The 16586-nt window shown below is 69.4% G+C and carries 19 protein-coding genes; 3 read left to right on the forward strand and 16 right to left on the reverse strand.

The window, feature by feature from the left end:
• Window positions 1–140: 140 nt before the first annotated feature.
• Together I73_RS04910 and I73_RS04915 are read left to right on the forward strand one after the other, a co-directional pair.
• Window positions 141–1277: an NAD(P)/FAD-dependent oxidoreductase gene (locus tag I73_RS04910; protein ID WP_022979590.1), complete on the forward strand. Its 1137-nt coding sequence runs from the start codon at window positions 141–143 to the stop codon at window positions 1275–1277.
• Between the two features lie 27 nt (window positions 1278–1304).
• On the forward strand, window positions 1305–2441 hold the full coding sequence (locus I73_RS04915) for an ABC transporter substrate-binding protein (RefSeq protein WP_022979591.1): 1137 nt from the start codon (window positions 1305–1307) through the stop codon (window positions 2439–2441).
• A 6-nt stretch (window positions 2442–2447) separates the two neighbouring features.
• On the opposite strand, the gene I73_RS04920 is transcribed toward I73_RS04915, so the two are convergent.
• From I73_RS04920 to I73_RS04945, 6 genes are all read right to left on the reverse strand, one after another.
• Entirely contained in the window at window positions 2448–2651 is a 204-nt protein-coding gene (locus I73_RS04920) for a hypothetical protein (protein ID WP_022979592.1), read from the reverse strand.
• A 111-nt stretch (window positions 2652–2762) separates the two neighbouring features.
• Window positions 2763–4418, reverse strand: coding sequence for an MFS transporter (locus I73_RS04925; protein WP_026096326.1), 1656 nt, complete (start codon window positions 4416–4418; stop codon window positions 2763–2765).
• 195 nt (window positions 4419–4613) lie between these two features.
• The gene (locus I73_RS04930) at window positions 4614–5069 is read right to left on the reverse strand and encodes a hypothetical protein (protein ID WP_022979594.1); all 456 of its coding nucleotides are present in this window, start codon (window positions 5067–5069) and stop codon (window positions 4614–4616) included.
• Window positions 5066–5278 (reverse strand): DUF1289 domain-containing protein, encoded by a 213-nt coding sequence (locus tag I73_RS26005; protein ID WP_306304221.1) that lies wholly within the window; start codon window positions 5276–5278, stop codon window positions 5066–5068. The genes I73_RS04930 and I73_RS26005 overlap by 4 nt, the downstream gene beginning before the upstream one ends.
• A 20-nt stretch (window positions 5279–5298) precedes the next feature.
• A complete protein-coding gene (locus tag I73_RS04940) occupies window positions 5299–5817 on the reverse strand; it encodes a YbaK/EbsC family protein (protein ID WP_022979596.1) in 519 nt (172 codons plus the stop codon).
• A gap of 101 nt (window positions 5818–5918) precedes the next feature.
• Entirely contained in the window at window positions 5919–6536 is a 618-nt protein-coding gene (locus I73_RS04945; protein WP_022979597.1) for a 2-hydroxychromene-2-carboxylate isomerase, read from the reverse strand.
• A 113-nt stretch (window positions 6537–6649) separates the two neighbouring features.
• Here I73_RS04945 and I73_RS04950 point away from each other — a divergent pair, with 113 nt between their 5' ends.
• Window positions 6650–7267, forward strand: a complete 618-nt coding sequence (locus I73_RS04950) for a hypothetical protein (protein WP_234409411.1) — start codon at window positions 6650–6652, stop codon at window positions 7265–7267.
• On the opposite strand, the gene I73_RS26010 is transcribed toward I73_RS04950, so the two are convergent.
• From I73_RS26010 to I73_RS05000, 10 genes are all read right to left on the reverse strand, one after another.
• Window positions 7234–7791: a chorismate lyase gene (locus tag I73_RS26010; protein WP_159105843.1), complete on the reverse strand. Its 558-nt coding sequence runs from the start codon at window positions 7789–7791 to the stop codon at window positions 7234–7236. The genes I73_RS04950 and I73_RS26010 overlap by 34 nt on opposite strands.
• A gap of 29 nt (window positions 7792–7820) precedes the next feature.
• Window positions 7821–8951 (reverse strand): acyl-CoA dehydrogenase family protein, encoded by a 1131-nt coding sequence (locus I73_RS04960; RefSeq protein WP_022979600.1) that lies wholly within the window; start codon window positions 8949–8951, stop codon window positions 7821–7823.
• A gap of 37 nt (window positions 8952–8988) precedes the next feature.
• Window positions 8989–9660 carry an SDR family oxidoreductase gene (locus I73_RS04965; RefSeq protein ID WP_022979601.1) on the reverse strand — a complete coding sequence of 224 codons (672 nt, stop codon included), beginning with the start codon at window positions 9658–9660 and terminating at the stop codon, window positions 8989–8991.
• The gene (locus I73_RS04970) at window positions 9657–10319 is read right to left on the reverse strand and encodes a LysE family translocator (RefSeq protein ID WP_022979602.1); all 663 of its coding nucleotides are present in this window, start codon (window positions 10317–10319) and stop codon (window positions 9657–9659) included. Before I73_RS04970 ends, I73_RS04965 begins: the two co-directional genes overlap by 4 nt.
• A 4-nt stretch (window positions 10320–10323) precedes the next feature.
• Window positions 10324–11502: an acetyl-CoA C-acyltransferase gene (locus I73_RS04975; RefSeq protein WP_022979603.1), complete on the reverse strand. Its 1179-nt coding sequence runs from the start codon at window positions 11500–11502 to the stop codon at window positions 10324–10326.
• Between the two features lie 25 nt (window positions 11503–11527).
• The gene (gene aceK / locus I73_RS04980; RefSeq protein WP_022979604.1) at window positions 11528–13330 is read right to left on the reverse strand and encodes a bifunctional isocitrate dehydrogenase kinase/phosphatase; all 1803 of its coding nucleotides are present in this window, start codon (window positions 13328–13330) and stop codon (window positions 11528–11530) included.
• 26 nt (window positions 13331–13356) lie between these two features.
• Window positions 13357–14040: a carbonate dehydratase gene (can, locus tag I73_RS04985; protein WP_022979605.1), complete on the reverse strand. Its 684-nt coding sequence runs from the start codon at window positions 14038–14040 to the stop codon at window positions 13357–13359.
• 76 nt (window positions 14041–14116) lie between these two features.
• Window positions 14117–14581: a MerR family DNA-binding transcriptional regulator gene (locus tag I73_RS04990; RefSeq protein WP_051049025.1), complete on the reverse strand. Its 465-nt coding sequence runs from the start codon at window positions 14579–14581 to the stop codon at window positions 14117–14119.
• A 317-nt stretch (window positions 14582–14898) separates the two neighbouring features.
• A complete protein-coding gene (locus I73_RS04995) occupies window positions 14899–15786 on the reverse strand; it encodes a M48 family metallopeptidase (RefSeq protein ID WP_022979607.1) in 888 nt (295 codons plus the stop codon).
• A gap of 33 nt (window positions 15787–15819) precedes the next feature.
• Window positions 15820–16581 (reverse strand): 1-acyl-sn-glycerol-3-phosphate acyltransferase, encoded by a 762-nt coding sequence (locus tag I73_RS05000; protein WP_022979608.1) that lies wholly within the window; start codon window positions 16579–16581, stop codon window positions 15820–15822.
• Window positions 16582–16586: the final 5 nt, after the last annotated feature.

Consider the following 16586-nt stretch of genomic DNA (forward strand, 5'->3'; position numbering starts at 1 on the left):
GGGGCGTCTTGCCTTGCATGCACGTCCTCCCAACGGTCCGCACATGACACGCCCGGGGCGACTCTATGTGGCAAAGCGTGAGATCCGCAAGCAGTTCCATCGCCGCGTGGTAACAAGACGCAAGACGCACAATCGACGGCATGGAAGTCGTCGATTGCGTGGTGGTCGGTGCGGGCGTCGTGGGGCTGGCCTGTGCCCGGGCCCTGGCCGAGGCCGGGCGGGAGGTGTGGGTGCTGGAGGCGGAATCCGCCATCGGCACCGCCACCAGCGCCCGCAACAGCGAAGTCATCCACGCCGGCCTGTACTACCCGCCGGGCTCGCTCAAGGCGCGGCTGTGCGTGCGTGGGCGTGAGCTGCTCTATGCGTACTGCGCCGCCCGCCATGTGGCGCACCGGCGCTGCGGCAAGCTGGTGGTGGCCTGCACGCCGGACGAGGTACCGGCCCTGCAGGCACTGCAGGCCCGGGCCCGGGCCAATGGCGTGGCCGACCTGCAGTGGCTGGACGCCGCGGCGGTGCAGGCCCTGGAGCCGGCGCTGGCGGCCCATGCCGCGCTGCGGTCGCCGAGCACCGGCATCGTCGACAGCCACGGTCTGATGCAGGCCCTGTGGGCCGATGCCGAGGCCGCGGGCGCCACCCTGGTGCTGCGCACCCCCGTGGCCCAGGCCCGCCGCGATGGTGACGGCCTGGTCCTGCGCACCGGTGGTGCCGACCCCATGTCCCTGCGCTGCCGCACGCTGGTCAACGCCGCCGGACTGCAGGCCTGCCAGGTGGCCGCGATGGTGCTCGGCACCGACTCGCCCTGGGTGCCGCGCCCGCACTACGCCAAGGGCGCCTACTTCAGCCTGCCGGGCCGGGCGCCCTTCTCCCACCTGGTCTACCCGGCCCCGTCCGACAGCGGCCACCTGGGTGTGCACCTCACGCTGGACCTGGGCGGGCAAGCCCGCTTCGGCCCGAGCTTCCGCTGGGTGGACGCGATCGACTACAGCGTCTCGCCGGAGGAAGCCGCCGGCTTCGAGGAGGCCATCCGCCACTACTGGCCCGGCCTGCCCGCGCACAGCCTGCAGCCGGCCTATGCCGGGGTGCGGCCCCGCATCAGCGGGCCCGATGCACCCGCTGCCGATTTCCGCATCGACGGCCCGGCGCAGCATGGCGTGGCCGGGTTGGTCAACCTGCTGGGCATCGAGTCCCCGGGGCTGACGGCGGCCCTGGCCATCGGCGAGGTGGTGGCCGACCTGGCCGGACGCGCCGGATCCGCACCGGGCCTGTCGTCGACCTGACATGCACGGTGCCGAGAATCCGGCGCCATGCAGTACCCGACCGACCCGGGCCGCCGACGCTGGCTGCGTCGGTGGGCCCTGCCCGCTGGCTTGGCCCTGTCCGCTCCCGTCTTCGCCCAGGGCAAGGGCGAGGGCAGCGGAGGGCGAACCGAAGCGCGCATGGTCCAGCTGCTGGATCTGTCGGTGGCGCAGCAGGAACTCTCGCGCGACTACTCCACCGGCGTGCGCCTGGCCTGGGCCGTGGAAGGGCAGAAAGGCCGTCCGCTGTCGCGCATCAGCCTGGAAACGGTCAACACCGATGGCAGCGCGGCAGCCGTGAATGCGGCGCTCGCCGGCATCCTCGCGCTGGTGGGCACGGTGGGGGACGCCCTGGCCGTGCGGGTGCAGGACGGGCTGGCCCAGCGTGGCCTGAAGCTGCCCCACCTGGGCCCGTGGATGGCTGACAGCCGCCACGACGGCGACGACACCCTGGCCTTGCTCTTCGCCTCGCGCAGCATGCAGCTGCGCAAGGCCCTGGGCAGCGCCTACGGCATGGGCGTGAACGAGCTGATCGTGGTCTACAGCACGCCGGACGACCAGCGGCTCTACGACCCTGAGGTCAGCGCCATGGCCCAGTCCCTGGGCCTGAAGCTGCGCCGGCTGACCGGCAGCAGCGTGACCCAGCCGGCCGCGCTGGCCGCGCGCCTGCCGGCCGGCGGGTCGATGATTCTGTTCCTGGCCACCAGCGCGGAGGTGGCCCAGTTCACCCAGGCCATGGCTCAGCGCGGCGACCACCGCTTCGTGCTGGCCCTGGGCGATGTGGACGCCCCTTCGCTGATGCAGTTCACCCCGGGACGCGGCGTGCCGGTGATCCTGACCCAGGTGGTGCCCAGCCCGCTGCGCAGCCGCCTGTCGGTGGTGGAGACCTACCGCAACCGCCTGGGCGAGCTCTACGACGAGCCTCCCTCCACCATCAGCCTGGCGGGTTACCTGGCCGGCCAGTACACGGCGGCGCTGGTGCGCGAGGCCGGCGCGCCGCTCACGCGCGAGCGCCTGCTGGAAGGCGTGGCCCGGCGCCGGCCGCTCACGCTGGGCGGCTGGACGGTGGACTTCCGCGACGGGCGCCGCGGCAGCCAGTTCGTCAACCCGACCCTGCTGGACGCCAGCGGCCGGCTGATCGGCTGACCCGGTTCAGTTCGATGCGGCGCTGGCGGCTTCCGAAGCCGCAGCGGGCACAGGCATGGCCGCACTCGCGCCTTCCGACGCCGCCGGTGCGCTTTCATGCACCTCGGCGCCGTGCTTTTCGCCCCCCATGTCCAGCTGGTTGCCCCCCTTGGACACGACCCACAGGGCCAATGCAGCGAACAGGACGAAGGCGAGGATCAGCTTCCACATGACAGGGACTCCTTGAGGGTTGGAAGGGTCAGCGGGCCCGGGCAAGGGCCTCTCATAAAAAAGGCGGCCCGCAGGCCGCCTTGGGTGTGAGAGGGGATCCCTACGCTGGCGTCAGTCGCCGGCGTAGATGTCCACGTCCTTGGTCTCGCGCACGAACAGCATGCCGATCACGAAGGTGGCGCCGGCGATGATGATCGGGTACCACAGGCCGTTGTACATGTTGCCGGTCTGGGCCACGATGGCAAAGGAGGTGGTGGGCAGCAGGCCGCCGAACCAGCCGTTGCCGATGTGGTACGGCAGGCTCATCGAGGTGTAGCGAATGCGGGTCGGGAACATCTCGACCAGCATGGCCGCCAGCGGGCCGTAGGACATGGCCACGATGATCATCATGAACGCCAGGATCAGGACGATCTTGACCTTGTCCATCTTGGCCGGGTCGGCCTTGGTCGGGTAGCCGTGGGCCTTCAGGGCCTCGCCCACCGCCTTCTTGAAGTCGCCTTCCTTCTTCTTGGCCTCGTCGGCCGGCAGGCCCACGGCGGAAAAGCTCTCGATCACGGTGTCACCGATGGCGATCTTGGCCGGGCCGCTGCCGTTGACCGAGTCATAGCTCACCGAGCTGCTGGCCAGCATTTGCTTGGCGATGTCGCAGGAGGAGGTGAACTTCTTGGTGCCGGTGGGGTTGAACTGGAACGAGCACTCGTTCGGGTCGGCCGTCACCACCACCTTGGCGTTGGCTTGCGCCGCGGCCAGGTCGGGGTTGGCCGCCACGGTCAGCGCCTTGAAGCCGGGCATGAAGCACAGGGCGCCCAGCAGCAGGCCGGCCATGATCACCGGCTTGCGGCCGATCTTGTCGGACAGGGTGCCCCAGATCACGTAGAACGGCGTGCCGATCAACAGGGCCACCGCCAGCAGGATGTTGGCGGTCGCGCCATCCACCTTCAGGGCCTGGGTCAGGAAGAACAGGGCGTAGAACTGACCGGTGTACCAGCACACGGCCTGACCGGCGACCAGACCCAGCAGGGCCAGGATCACGATCTTCAGGTTCTTCCACTGGCCGAAGGACTCGGTCAGCGGGGCCTTGGAGGTCTTGCCCTCGGACTTCATCTTCTTGAAGGCGGGCGATTCGTTCATCGACAGACGGATCCACACGCTGATGCCCAGCAGGAAGACCGAGACGATGAACGGGATGCGCCAGCCCCAGGCGCCGAAGGCCTCTTCACCCAGGCTCAGGCGGGTGCCCAGAATCACCAGCAGCGACAGGAACAGGCCCAGAGTCGCGGTGGTCTGGATCCAGGAGGTGTAGGCGCCGCGCTTGCCGTGCGGAGCGTGCTCGGCCACATAGGTGGCGGCACCGCCGTACTCACCGCCCAGCGCCAGGCCTTGCAGCAGGCGCAGCGCGATCAGGATGACCGGGGCGGCCACACCGATGGAGGCGTAGTTGGGCAGGATGCCGACGATGAAGGTCGACAGGCCCATGATCAGGATGGTGACCAGGAAGGTGTACTTCCGGCCGATCATGTCGCCCAGGCGGCCGAACACCAGCGCGCCGAAGGGACGCACCAGGAAGCCCGCGGCAAAGGCCAGCAGCGCGAAGATGAAGGCCGAGCCCGCATCCAGGCCGGAGAAGAATTGCTTGGCGATGATGGCCGCCAGCGAACCGTACAGATAGAAGTCGTACCACTCGAACACCGTGCCCAGGGAAGAGGCGAAGATGACCTTCTTCTCTTCCGCGGTCATCGGTGCGTTGGACACCGCGACAGTTGCCATGTTTATCTCCTCGAATCCACCGTGCACCACCCCAACGGCGGCGCGTGGAGCGGACTATTCGAGGGGGCTCTGACCCGTCTCTGACGGCGAACTGAACGGATCCTGACAAACTCCGTTGCAACCCTGAGGACCCATTGCGCGATGCGGTAAATCGCCGCTTATCCCTGGGTAAGTCCCAGGGGCACGGCCGGGTCCTCACAAACCCTGAGCTGCCTGCGAAATCGCGGCCTCGCCCACCCAGCAGGCGCCGTCGGCGGGCCGATGCAGCAGCGGCGCGCGGCCCGCGCCCAGCCGACGCGAGCGCTCGCACAGCGCCGCCCACGCCTGCCGCACCGCCGGGCTGTCAGGGTCGCGGTCCGGGCTCAGCACCTGAGCCAGTTGGGCCAGCGCTGGCTGGACGTCACGGCCGGTGGCCGGCGCGTCGTGCCAGACGGCGCGCAGCACCTGCTCGGCCAGCCAGCGGTTGGGCAGGGCACCGGGCTCGCCACAGGCCAGGGCGTGCCGCCACAGGGGCGCCAGGGCCTGGTCCGGCGCGCCGGCCGGGCAGATCTCGATCCACACGTGCTGGCCCATCAGCAGGTCGGGCAGGCGCTGGAAGCAGGGCCAGGCCTCGGGCGAGGCCAGGTCCAGGTGCAGCACCAGGTGCTTCATGCGGCGCTGTCCGGCAGGAACAGCGAGGGGTCCCCGCCGGCCTGGACGCAGCGGCCGGGCAGCTCGGCCCAGACGGCCCGCTTGCGGGCGTCGTCGGCCGTCGACCAGCCGGCGATCTCGTCGAGGGTGCGCCAGCAGCCGGCGCACCAGCCGGTGCGCGGGTCGATCTGGCAGATGCCGATGCAGGGCGAAGGGACGGCCGCGGACATGGGCGGTGGCGGGCAAGTGCTCATGTGGACTGCATCACATCGACCACCGGCGCCTGGGTCAGGCGCTGCAGTTCGTCCGGGCGGGCTGGGAAGACGCCATGCGGGTGGCCGGCGGCGGCCCACACGGTGTCGAAGCGGAAGAGTTCGCGGTCCAGCAGCGTGACCGGCGGCGTGGCATGGCCCACCGGCGAGACGCCGCCGATGGAGAAGCCGGTGCGGGCCTTGACGAAGGCGGCATCGGCCCGGCCGATGGGGCCGACGAGGGCCGCCACCTTGCGCTCGTCCACCCGCAGGTCGCCGGAGGCCACCACCAACACCGCCACGTCGTCGGCCTTGCGGCGGAAGATCACGCTCTTGGCGATCTGGCCGGTGGACACGCCCAGGGCCTCGGCGGCCTCCTGGCAGGTGCGGGCCGGCACGGTCAGCCAGCGGGGCGCGGCGCCGTGCCCCTGTTCGGCGAGCACCCGGCGCACCAGGGCATAGCCCTCGTGCGGGACATCATCGGGGGCCTCGTCGGCCAGGGCAGCGGTGGTGGACATGGCTCGGTCGGCCGCGCCCGGCGCGGCGGCAGCAGATCAATACCTTCGGATTGTCTCGCAGCGCCCCAGCCCCTGGCGGCCGGCGGGGCTCCGCGCCTGCCTCAATATGGCCCCTGGCCGAGCCAGCGCTCCATCTGCAGCTTGCGGTCGTTGCCCCAGAAAGGCTCGCCGTCAATCACGAAGAACGGTGCACCAAACACCCCGGCAGCGATCGCCTGCTCGTTGGCCTGCTTCAGCCGGTCCTTCCAGACCGGGTCGTTCCAGGCCGCCTCGGCGGCGTCGGCGTCCACGCCCGATTCGGCCAGCAGGGCCTTGAGCGCAGCGGGGTCGCTCAACACGATGTCGCGGGTGAAGAAGGCCCGGAAGGCGCTGCGGGTCCAGGCCGCGGCCGCCTCGGCCCCCTGGGTTTCCTGCAGCCACCAGAACACCCGGGCGGCGTTCTGGGTGGGAATGGGAAAGGTCGAGGGCATGAGGTAGGGCAGCCCCTCGAAACGGGCCGAGCGGGCGAAGTCGCGCAGCGCATAGTCTCGCTTGATCGGGTGGGACACCGGGCTCTTCAACTCGGCCGCCTGGAAGGCCACGCCCAGCAGGATGGCCCGGCGCCGCACGACGCGGCCATGGCGCGCCGCCAGCGCATCGATCCATTCGTTGGCGATGTACGAGTACGGCGACGAGAAGTCGAAGTAGAAGTCGATCGGGGTACGGCTCTCGGTGTTCATCCGTGAAAGATACGCCAAAGCGACGCGTCCTGCCCTCCCCGGGCTGCGGGAGGGGTCCGCCCGGATTGACCGCGGTCACGCGGCGGTCCTGCACGGGGACTAGGATGCCGAGCATGGCACTCGAAGTGGTCCTGGTCGTGGGCGTGATGGCGTTGGCCTTGCTGCTGCGGCCCTGGCGCGCGCTGCCGCTGGCCGGCCCGCCCTGGCCCTGGCTGGGCTGGTGCGCGGTCATGCCCCTGCTGTGGGGGGCGGACCAGGTGTCCCATGTGCCGCTGCTGCAGCCGCTATCCGGTGCCTGCCTGCTGGCCCTGATGGCGGGTTGGCCGCTGGCCATGCTGTCGCTGCTGCCGGTGGCGCTGCTGACCACCGTGCTGGGCGACCTGGACTGGGCCGTGGGCCTGTCGCGTCTGGTCTGGCTGGGCGTTGTGCCGGCCAGCCTGGCCTTCGGCCTGGGCCTGGCGGTGCGGCGCTGGCTCCCCCACCACCTCTTCGTCTACATCCTGGGCCGGGGCTTCTTCGCCTCCGTGCTGGCGATGTGGCTCTCGGGCGCCCTCGCCCTGTGGCTGCACGGCACCCCGACAGGCAGCGAGGCGGGCGACATCCTGATCGGTCGCTGGCTGGCGGCCTGGGGCGACGCCTTCCTGACCGGCATGCTGGTGGCCATCTTCGTGGCCTTCCGCCCGCAGTGGCTGGCCACCTACTCCGACCGCCTGTACCTGCCCGCGCGCTGACGGGCCCGCGCCGGCCAGGCGACCACCTCGCCGGGCACGAAGAACTCGTTGACCAGCAGCGACTGCCCCTGGCGCTCAAAGCAGGACCAGCGCCGCCACACGCCCCGGCCGGGGAAGGGCTGACCGGTGGCCTGCTGCCAGGCACGCGCCACCCAGCGTGCCAGCGGGTGGGCCGGCGGCAGCCAGGCCTGCCACAGCGGGGAGCGGTCCACATCGGCCCGCGTGAACAGCAGTTCGGCCAGCGGGCGGCTGCCCAGGCCGCCCAGCGCCCGCCAGGGCCCGCGGGCCACCGCAGCCCGCACCACCGAATGGGCCAGCACCATCGGCCGGCCATCACCCACCAGCAGCACAGTGCGGCCCAGCACCGCCGCGCCTGGGCGCAGGCCCAGCGGCCGGGCGTCCTCCGCCCGGGCCGGCTCGCGCGCCTGGCCCAGCACCTGCACCGTCAGCGGCGCGCGGGCCCGGCGCAGATGCATGGTCAGCGAGCCTTCGGCACGCAGCCAGCGCAGGGCCTGGCCGGTCACGGGGCGCAGGCGCCCCACACGATCACGGTTCAGACCAGCGCCCTTCCGATCAGGATCTTCTGCACCTCGGACGTGCCCTCGTAGATCTGGCAGACCCGCACGTCGCGGTAGAGCCGCTCCACCGGGAAGTCGGTGACATAGCCATAGCCGCCATGCACCTGGATGGCCGCGGAGCAGACGCGCTCGGCCATCTCGCTGGCGAAGAGCTTGGCCATGGCCGCCTCCTTCAGGCAGGGCCTACCGGCGTCCTTCAGGCTGGCGGCATGCCAGATCAGCTGGCGCGCAGCCTCGATCTGGGTGGCCATGTCGGCCAGCTTGTGCTGCAGGGCCTGGTGTTCGAAGATGGGCACGCCGAAGGCCACCCGTTCCTTGCTGTACTTGAGCGCCGCCTCGAAGGCCGCGCGGGCCATGCCGATGCACTGGCTGGCGATGCCGATGCGCCCGCCCTCCAGGCCCGACAGGGCGATCTTCAGGCCCTGCCCTTCCTCGCCCAGCCGGTTGGCCACCGGCACGCGGCACTGTTCGAACAGGATCTGCGCGGTGTCCGAGCTGTGCTGGCCCATCTTGTCCTCCAGCCGCGCGACGATGTAGCCCGGCGTGTCGGTGGGCACCAGGAAAGCGCTGATGCCCTTCTTGCCCGCGGCCTTGTCGGTCACGGCCATCACGATGGCGACCTGACCGTTCTGGCCGCTGGTGATGAACTGCTTGACGCCGTTGAGCACGTAGTGGTCGCCGTCCCGCACCGCGGTGGTCTTCAGCCCGCCGGCCTCCGAGCCCACATGCGGCTCGGTCAGGCAGAAGGCGCCCAGCATGTCGCCGCGCGCCAGGGGCTTGAGAAAGCGCTGCTTCTGGTCCTCGTTGCCGAAGGCCATCAGGATGGAGCAGACCGGGCAGTTGTTGACGCTGACCACGGTGGAGGTGCCGCCGTCGCCAGCGGCGATCTCCTCCAGGATCAGCGACAGGGCCAGGTAATCCAGCCCGGAGCCGTCGTATTCCGGCGGCACGGCCACGCCGTAGCAGCCCAGTTCGGCCAGGCCCTTGAGCTCCGCCGCGGGGAAGTGGTGTTCCTTGTCCCAGCGCGCGGCCTGAGGGGCGATGCGGTCCTGCACATAGGCCCGCACCGCGTCCTGCACGGCGCGGTGGTCGTCGTCGAGCAACATGTCGTTTGTCTCCGGAAATCGTTCTGGGAACGACGGATCACCAGTCCAGGGGCCGGCCGTCGTGGTTCAGGAAGCGGCCGTGCTCGGCCGGGGTCAGGGCCGCCAGCGTGGCCCGCAGGTCGGCGGCGCTGCGCGCCACGTCTAGGTCGGCGTCGGCGCCGCCCATGTCGGTGCGCACCCAGCCCTGGTGCAGGGCCACGCACAGGGCTTTGCCAGCCAGGGCCAGCGACAGGTCCTTGAGCACCGAGTTGAGCGCCGCCTTGGAGGCCCGGTACAGCCAGCCCGAGGGGCTGCTGCGCCGGCCGATGGACCCCATGCGCGAGGACAGCAGGCCCAGCCGGGCCTGGGGTGCCAGCGCGTCCAGCAACTGGGGCAGCACCTGCATGGCGCCCAGCACATTGGTGTGCATCACCCGGTCGAAATCCGCCAGCGTGGGCGGCTGCAGGCCGGTGGTGGACGGGCCGTAGACCCCGGCGCAGAACCAGACGGCGTCGAAGGACTCGCCATCGATCTGCCAGGCCAGGCCGGACACGCTGACCGGGCTGGCCACGTCGAGCTTGAGCGCCCGCGCGCCCATGGCCTGCAGGCGCGCCAGGCCGGCGTCGTCCCGGGCGGTGGCCACCACCGCGCGGCCCTCGGCCCGGTGCTGGCGCACCAACTCCAGGCCGATGCCGCGCGAGGCCCCGATGACCAGCACCGACGGGCTCACGCGGGCACCTCCGCCCGCGACAGGCGCAGGGCCAGGCCCAGGAACAGCAGGCCGCCCGCGGCGTTCAGCCAACGGCCCAGCCGGGCCGAGCCACCCACCGCGCGGTGCAGACGCTGCGTCAGCCACACCACCGCGGCCAGGAACAGCGTGCCCTGCAGCACGAACCAGGCGCCCAGCAGCAGGAAGCTGAGCGTCTTGTGCGGGGCCTGCGGGGTGATGAACTGCGGCAGGAAGGCCAGGAAGAACAGGGCCACCTTGGGGTTGAGCACATTGGTGAGCAGGCCCTGGCGGAAGACCTGCATCCCGGTGCGCGCCGCCACCGGAGCCTCGGTGGCCGCGAGCGAGGGCGCCGGCCGCGCAGCCTGGCGCAGCATGCCCAGCCCCAGCCAGACCAGGTAGGTCGCGCCGGCCCACTTGAGCCCGGTGAAGGCCCAAGCGGACACGGCCAGCAGGGTGGCCAGGCCGAAGGCCGCCAGCAGCGCATGCACCACGCAGCCGGCGCCGACGCCCAGCGCCGCCGCCAGCCCCTGGCGCCAGCCGCCCGCCAGGGTGCGGCTCACGGTGTAGAGCAGGTCGACCCCGGGCGTGGCATTGAGCACCAGCACGGCCAGCGCGAACAAGGCCGGCTGGTGCACACCCAGTTCACCCAGGGTTGGCATGGGCTCAGAGCAGTTCCAGGCCCAGGGCGGTGGCTTCGCCGCCGCCGATGCACAGCGCCGCGACGCCGCGCTTCTTGCCCTGCTTGCGCAGGGCGCCCAGCAGGGTCACGACGATGCGGGCGCCAGAAGCACCGATCGGGTGGCCCAGGGCGCAAGCGCCGCCATTCACGTTGACGATCTCGTGCGGCAGCTTGTACTCGGTCATCGCGGCCATGGTCACGGCGGCAAAGGCCTCGTTCACTTCCCACAGGTCGACCTGGTCGGCCTTCCAGCCGGACTTGGTCAGCACCTTCTGGATGGCGCCCACCGGGGCGATGGTGAACCATTCCGGCGCCTGGGCATGCACCGCGTGGGCGGTGATGCGGGCCAGCGGGGTCAGGCCCATCTGGGCAGCGGTGGATTCACGCACCATCACCAGCGCGGCGGCGCCGTCGGAGATGCTCGACGAGGTGGCGGCGGTGATGCGGCCTTCCTTCAGGAAGGCGGGCTTCAGGCCAGGGATCTTCTCGGGCTTGGCCTTGTAGGGAGACTCGTCCTTGGTGAACACCGTGTCGCCGGCCTTGCCCGGCAGGCTCACCGGGGCGATTTCCCACTCGAAGCTGCCGTTCTCGTTGGCTTCCTTGGCACGGGCCAGCGAGGTGATCGCGAACTGGTCCATGGCCTCGCGGCTGAAGTCGTACTTGCCCACGCACTGTTCGGCGAACACGCCCATGGCCTTGCCACGCTGGTAGGCGTCTTCCAGGCCGTCCATGGCCATGTGGTCGTACATGGTGGTGGCGCCGTACTTCACGCCCTTGCGCGCGAACATCAGATGCGGGGCGTTGGTCATGCTTTCCATGCCCCCGGCCACCATCACGTTGGCCGAACCGGCGGCCAGCATGTCGTGGGCGAACATCATGGCGCGCATGCCCGAGCCGCACATCTTGCTCAGGGTGACGGCGCCGGTGGCGTCGGGCAGGCCGGCCTTGCGCATGGCCTGGCGGGCCGGGGCCTGGCCCTGGCCGGCCATCAGGCAGTTGCCCATCAGCACTTCGTCCACGGCGTCGCCCGGCACGCCGGCGCGCTCGACGGCAGCCTTGATCGCCACCGCGCCCAGCTCCCAGGCGGCAAGGGAAGAAAAGTCTCCGAGCAAGGCGCCGATGGGGGTGCGGACGGCGCTTGCGATGACGATGGATTCGGCCATTTGAGTCTCCTTGGGTTGCCGTGAATCAGTGTCCGCCAATGGCGGCCAGGCGGCGCCTCACGGCAAAGCGCCGGCCTGGGTCATAAGGGAATACGTCCTGCACATCACCCGCCTTGATGCGGGCCTGGTGGCTCTGCCAGAAAGCCGCATCGAGCAGATCCGCATGATGCGCCAGGAAAACCTCGCGCACCGCCTGGTTGCCCAGCAGGAAGGGACCGAAGGTCTCCGGGAAGACATCCTTGGGTCCCACCGAGTACCAGATCTCGCCGGACATCTCGTCTTCCTCGGTGCGCGGCGGTGGCACGCGGCGGAAGTTGCAGTCGGTGATGTACTCGATCTCGTCGTAGTCGTAGAACACGACCTTGCCCTGGCGGGTCACGCCGAAGTTCTTCCACAGCATGTCGCCGGGGAAGATGTTGGCGGCCACCAGGTCCTTGATCGCATTGCCGTACTCGACCACCGCCTCTTCCAGCTGCGTGGGCGTGGCCTCCTGCAGGTAGAGGTTCAGCGGGATCATGCGGCGCTCGATGTAGACGTGCTTGAGGATCAGCTCCACGTGGCCGTCGCCGTCGCGGTCGGAGATCTCCAGCTGGCTGGGTGCGAAGCGGCGGATCTCCTCGACCAGCTCGTCCTCGAAGCGCTCCAAGGGGAAAGCCACCTCGGAGAACTCCAGCGTGTCGGCCATGCGGCCCACCCGGTCGTGCTGCTTGACCAGCAGGTACTTGCCCTTGATCTGCTCGCGCGTGGTGTCCTTCTGCGGCGGGTAGTAGTCCTTGATCAGCTTGAAGACGAAGGGAAAGCTGGGCAGGTCGAACACCAGCATCACCATGCCCTTGATGCCGGGGGCGATGCGGAAGTGGTCGCTGGAGTGGCGCAGGTGGTAGAGGAAGTCGCGGTAGAAGATGTTCTTGCCCTGCTTGTGCAGACCCAGGGCGTTGTAGAGCTCCCAGCGCGGCTTGCGCGGCATCATCGAGCGCAGGAACTGCACGAAGGCGCTGGGGATCTCCATGTCCACCATGAAGTAGGCCCGCGCGAAGCTGAACAGCATCTGCAGGTCGTCCTCGCCGATCAGCGCGGTGTCGATGACCAGCGCGTCCCCGGCCTCGTTGTAGAGGATGGGCAGCGAGAACGGCAGCTCGTGGTAGCCATTGACCACCTTGCCGATGACATAGGCGCCCTTGTTGCGGAAGAACAGGGAGCTCAGCACCTGGATCTGGAAATTGGCGCGCGGACGGAAGCTGCCCAGCTCGGCGCGCAGCGCCGCCACCACGTCGGCCACGTCCCGCTCCAGGTCCTCGAAGGGGCGCTGCAGCTGGAAGTTGTGGACGATGCGCAGAAAGGCCTCATGCAGCGATTCCGGTGCGGGGTAGTAGACGCGGTAGGTCGGCGTGGCGGCGGGCTCGTCGTTCTCGATGTATTCGGTGGAGACCGCCGGCCGCACGAAGATGAAGTCGTTGTGGAAGTAGCTGCGGTGCAGGATCTGGGTGGTGACCGAGTTGAAGAAGGTCTCCGCCAGTTCAGGCTGGTGGTGGTCGATCAGCAGGCCGATGTAGTGCAGCTTGGCCTGGTGCCAGACCTCCATCGACAGGCTGCCGGCGCCGAACTCGGTCTGCAGCCGCTCCACCGCCTCACCCACCCGCAGGTCGTAGAAGACGATGCGATCCCGCTGGGCCCGCTGCTGACCCAGCCAGTCGGCCTGCTCGAAGCGCTGCTGCGCCTGGGCGCTGCTTTCCCGGAACAGGCGGTAATGCCTGTTGAAGCCCGCCAGCAGGGCCTGCGCCATCTCGAAGGCCTGTTGGTCGTTCAGCTGTGTCGGGAACGTCGGCACGGTCTCGGTCTTTCCGGGGAAACGGCTCAGCCGGCCACGCCAGCGCCCTGCTCGGCCAGATAGCGCGACTCCACCGCGGCCAGAGCCTTGTCATAGGCGGGGCTCACGTCCGCGGCACAGGTGGCGGTGATGTTGAGGTCGTTGATGATCCCATTGTGCAGACCATACACCCAGCCATGGATGACCACCGGCTGGCCACGGGTCCAGGCATCCTGGACGAAGGTGGTGTCGCAGACATGACGCACCTGTTCCAGCACATTGAGTTCGCACAGCGCCTCGACCTGGCGTTCCATCGGCAGCTGCGACAGGAAGGCGTGGTGGCGGTCGCGCACATCGCGCACATGGCTCAGCCAGTTGTCGACCAGGCCCACGCGCAGGTTGTAGACGGCCGCGCGCACCCCGCCGCAGTTGGAGTGACCCACCACCATGATGTGCTGGACCTTGAGCGCGTCCACCGCGAACTGGATCACCGACAGTGCATTGAGGTCGGACTGGGCCACCACATTGGCCACGTTGCGGTGCACGAACAACTCGCCCGGCAGCAGTCCCACCAGCTCATTGGCCGGCACGCGGCTGTCCGCGCAGCCGATCCACAGGTACTGCGGCGTCTGCTGCTTGAGCAGGCGGGTGAAGAAACCGGGCGAGCGGGCCTCGGTGGCCTCGGCCCATTCACGGTTCTTCTGGAAGAGTTCGTCCAGTTGGAAATTCATGGTGTTTGCTGCAGCGCATCAACTGCCCGCCAGTGTAATCAGCCACCCTTGCCCAGGCTGACAGGGTTCTCGCGGATCAGCCCTCAGCACCTCCGTCATGGCTCGGCGATTTTTCGAGCAGTTGACGGCATTTGCTCTCATGCTCATCAATCTCCGCCAAAGTCACGCGAATATCGTCCAGCTGCTGCTCCAACTGCCGGCGGTGGGCGCGCAGCACTTGGATGAAGGCTTCCAGCTGAGGACGGGTGTCGGTGCCGGTCTCGTACATGTCCACCAACTGCTTGATGTCCTGCAGGGGCAGGCCCAGGCGCTTGCCCCGCAAGGTCAGCTTCAGACGCGTGCGGTCCCGGTGGCTGTAGATGCGGTGGCGCCCTTCCCGCTGCGGCTGCAGCAGCCCCAGATCCTCGTAGAAGCGGATCGCCCTCGGCGTGATCTCGAACTCCTGCGCCAGCTCGGTGATGGTGTAGCGCACCGGCGCAGCGCGAGATTCACCCTCGGAAGCGGCCTGCACAGCGGGGATCGGACGGGACGAAGAGGGCATGGCGGAGGACCGGCAGAAATGACGTTTACGTCAACGTCAATTTGGAGTCTACGTGAAGACTCCCTGCCTTGCACAGAGGGGGCATGCCCCCGGGCCCGGAGCGCTCGGCACGCAGGGACGGTGACTGCGGTGGCGGGCCAGGCAAAAAAAAGCCAGCCAAGTTGCCCTGGCTGGCTGAGCTGTGTGACCTTCCCTGAAATGCCTTCAGTCACGTGTTGACAGCGATGCATTCAGTTTGCCTTCACAGCCCCCCCAGGCCTATCCCCTGTCGGGGTGACCATAATCATCAATCCTGATGAAAGACCGTCAGGAAAAACTCAATCAAAAAGGGGCAGGGCCGGCGATTTGAGGGCCGCGCGCCGGGCATCCAGGTCAGGAATCACCGAGCGCACCACATCCCAGAAGGCCGGGCTGTGGTTCATCTCGCGCAGGTGGGCCAGTTCGTGTGCCACCACATAGTCGATGATGGCCGGCCCGAAGTGGATGAGCCGCCAGTTCAGGCGGACCGAGCCATCGGCCGAGGCACTGCCCCAGCGGGTCTGGGCGGCGCTCAGGCGCAGGCGGCGCAGCGTGACGCCCAGCCGCGCCGCGAAGTGGGCGCAACGCCCTTCGAAGTGGCGCAGGGCCTCCTGCTGCAACCAGGACTGCACGGTGTCGCGGATCTGGCTGGCCGCGGCGCCGGGCGCCAGGCCGATGCGCAGTTCGCGCAGACCGTCCCCGGCCAATTGAGCCCCGACCACCCGGGGGTCGAGCCGCAGCACCAGCGGCTCGCCCAGAAAGGGCAGGCTGGCACCGTCGCACCATTCGATCCGGGACGCCTCGAGATGGCGTCGGCGGTCCCGCTGTTCGCCCAGCTTGCGCAGGATCCAGCCGGACTTGGCCCGCAGGGCCTGGTCGATGTCGCCCTGCCCCACCCAGCGCGGCGCGCTGACGGACAGGCCATCGGGACTGACGACGAAGCCGATGGACTTGCGGCGAGCGCGGCGCAGCCGGTAGGCGACCCGGCAGTCGCCGAACTGGATCTCGCGGTCGGCCTGGGGATGGGCGTGGACCACCGTGGCCACCGGCGGCGCGGGACGCGCCGGCACCGGAGCGCCCGTCACCGGCGCCGGCCGCAGCACCTGGCCCAGGGACGGGAAGGCCGCGTCGATCACGTCGAACAAGGACATCTGTTCCGGCTGGGCGGCATCACGACGGGCGGCCATGGGCGGCGATTCTAGGGCGCCCGTCCCCGGCTGTCAGGCGCCGGCCGGATAAGCCTCGGGGTCGAGGCGGTGCATCTCGGTCTCGATCCAGTCCTCGACCTGGCGCATCAGCTCTTCCGGCGCGCGGCCTTCGGAAGCGATGGGCTGGCCGATGGATATCGTCACCAGCCCGGGGCGCAGCAGGAAGCTGCGGCGGGGCCAGCAGCGCGCCGAGTTCACGGCGATGGGCACGATGGGCACGCCCGCAGCGATGGCCAGCCGCGAGGCGCCCGTCTTGTAGCTGCCGCGCTCACCACGGGCGATGCGGGTGCCTTCGGGGAACATGATGACCCAGTTGCCCAGGCCCATGATGCGCCGCCCCTGCGCGGCCACCTTGTTCCAGGCCTCGGTGCGGCGCGAGCGGTCGATGTGGATCATGTCCAGCCGGGCCATGGACCAGCCGAAGAAGGGAATCCACAGCAGCTCGCGCTTGAAGACGTAGCACAGCGGATGCGGCATCAGTGCCGGGTAGGCGAAGGTCTCCCAGGTGGACTGGTGCTTGGAGGCCAGCAGCACCGCCGCCTGGCCATCGGCGGCGGAAGGCACGTTCTCCATGCCGATGATGCGCCAGCGCACGCCGCAGATCAGGCGCGCCCCCCACAGGGCCACGCGCAGCCAACCCGCGCAGATCCAGTACAGCGTGTTGCCACGCAGCACGATGGACACCAGCACGACGAAGGAGCCCCAGGGGATGACGGTGATGGCCATCCAGAGAAAGAACAGGGTCGAACGCAGGACCCATCCCAGACGTTGCATGAGAA

The organism is Ideonella sp. B508-1, assembly GCF_000333615.1.
Taxonomy (GTDB): domain Bacteria; phylum Pseudomonadota; class Gammaproteobacteria; order Burkholderiales; family Burkholderiaceae_C; genus Ideonella.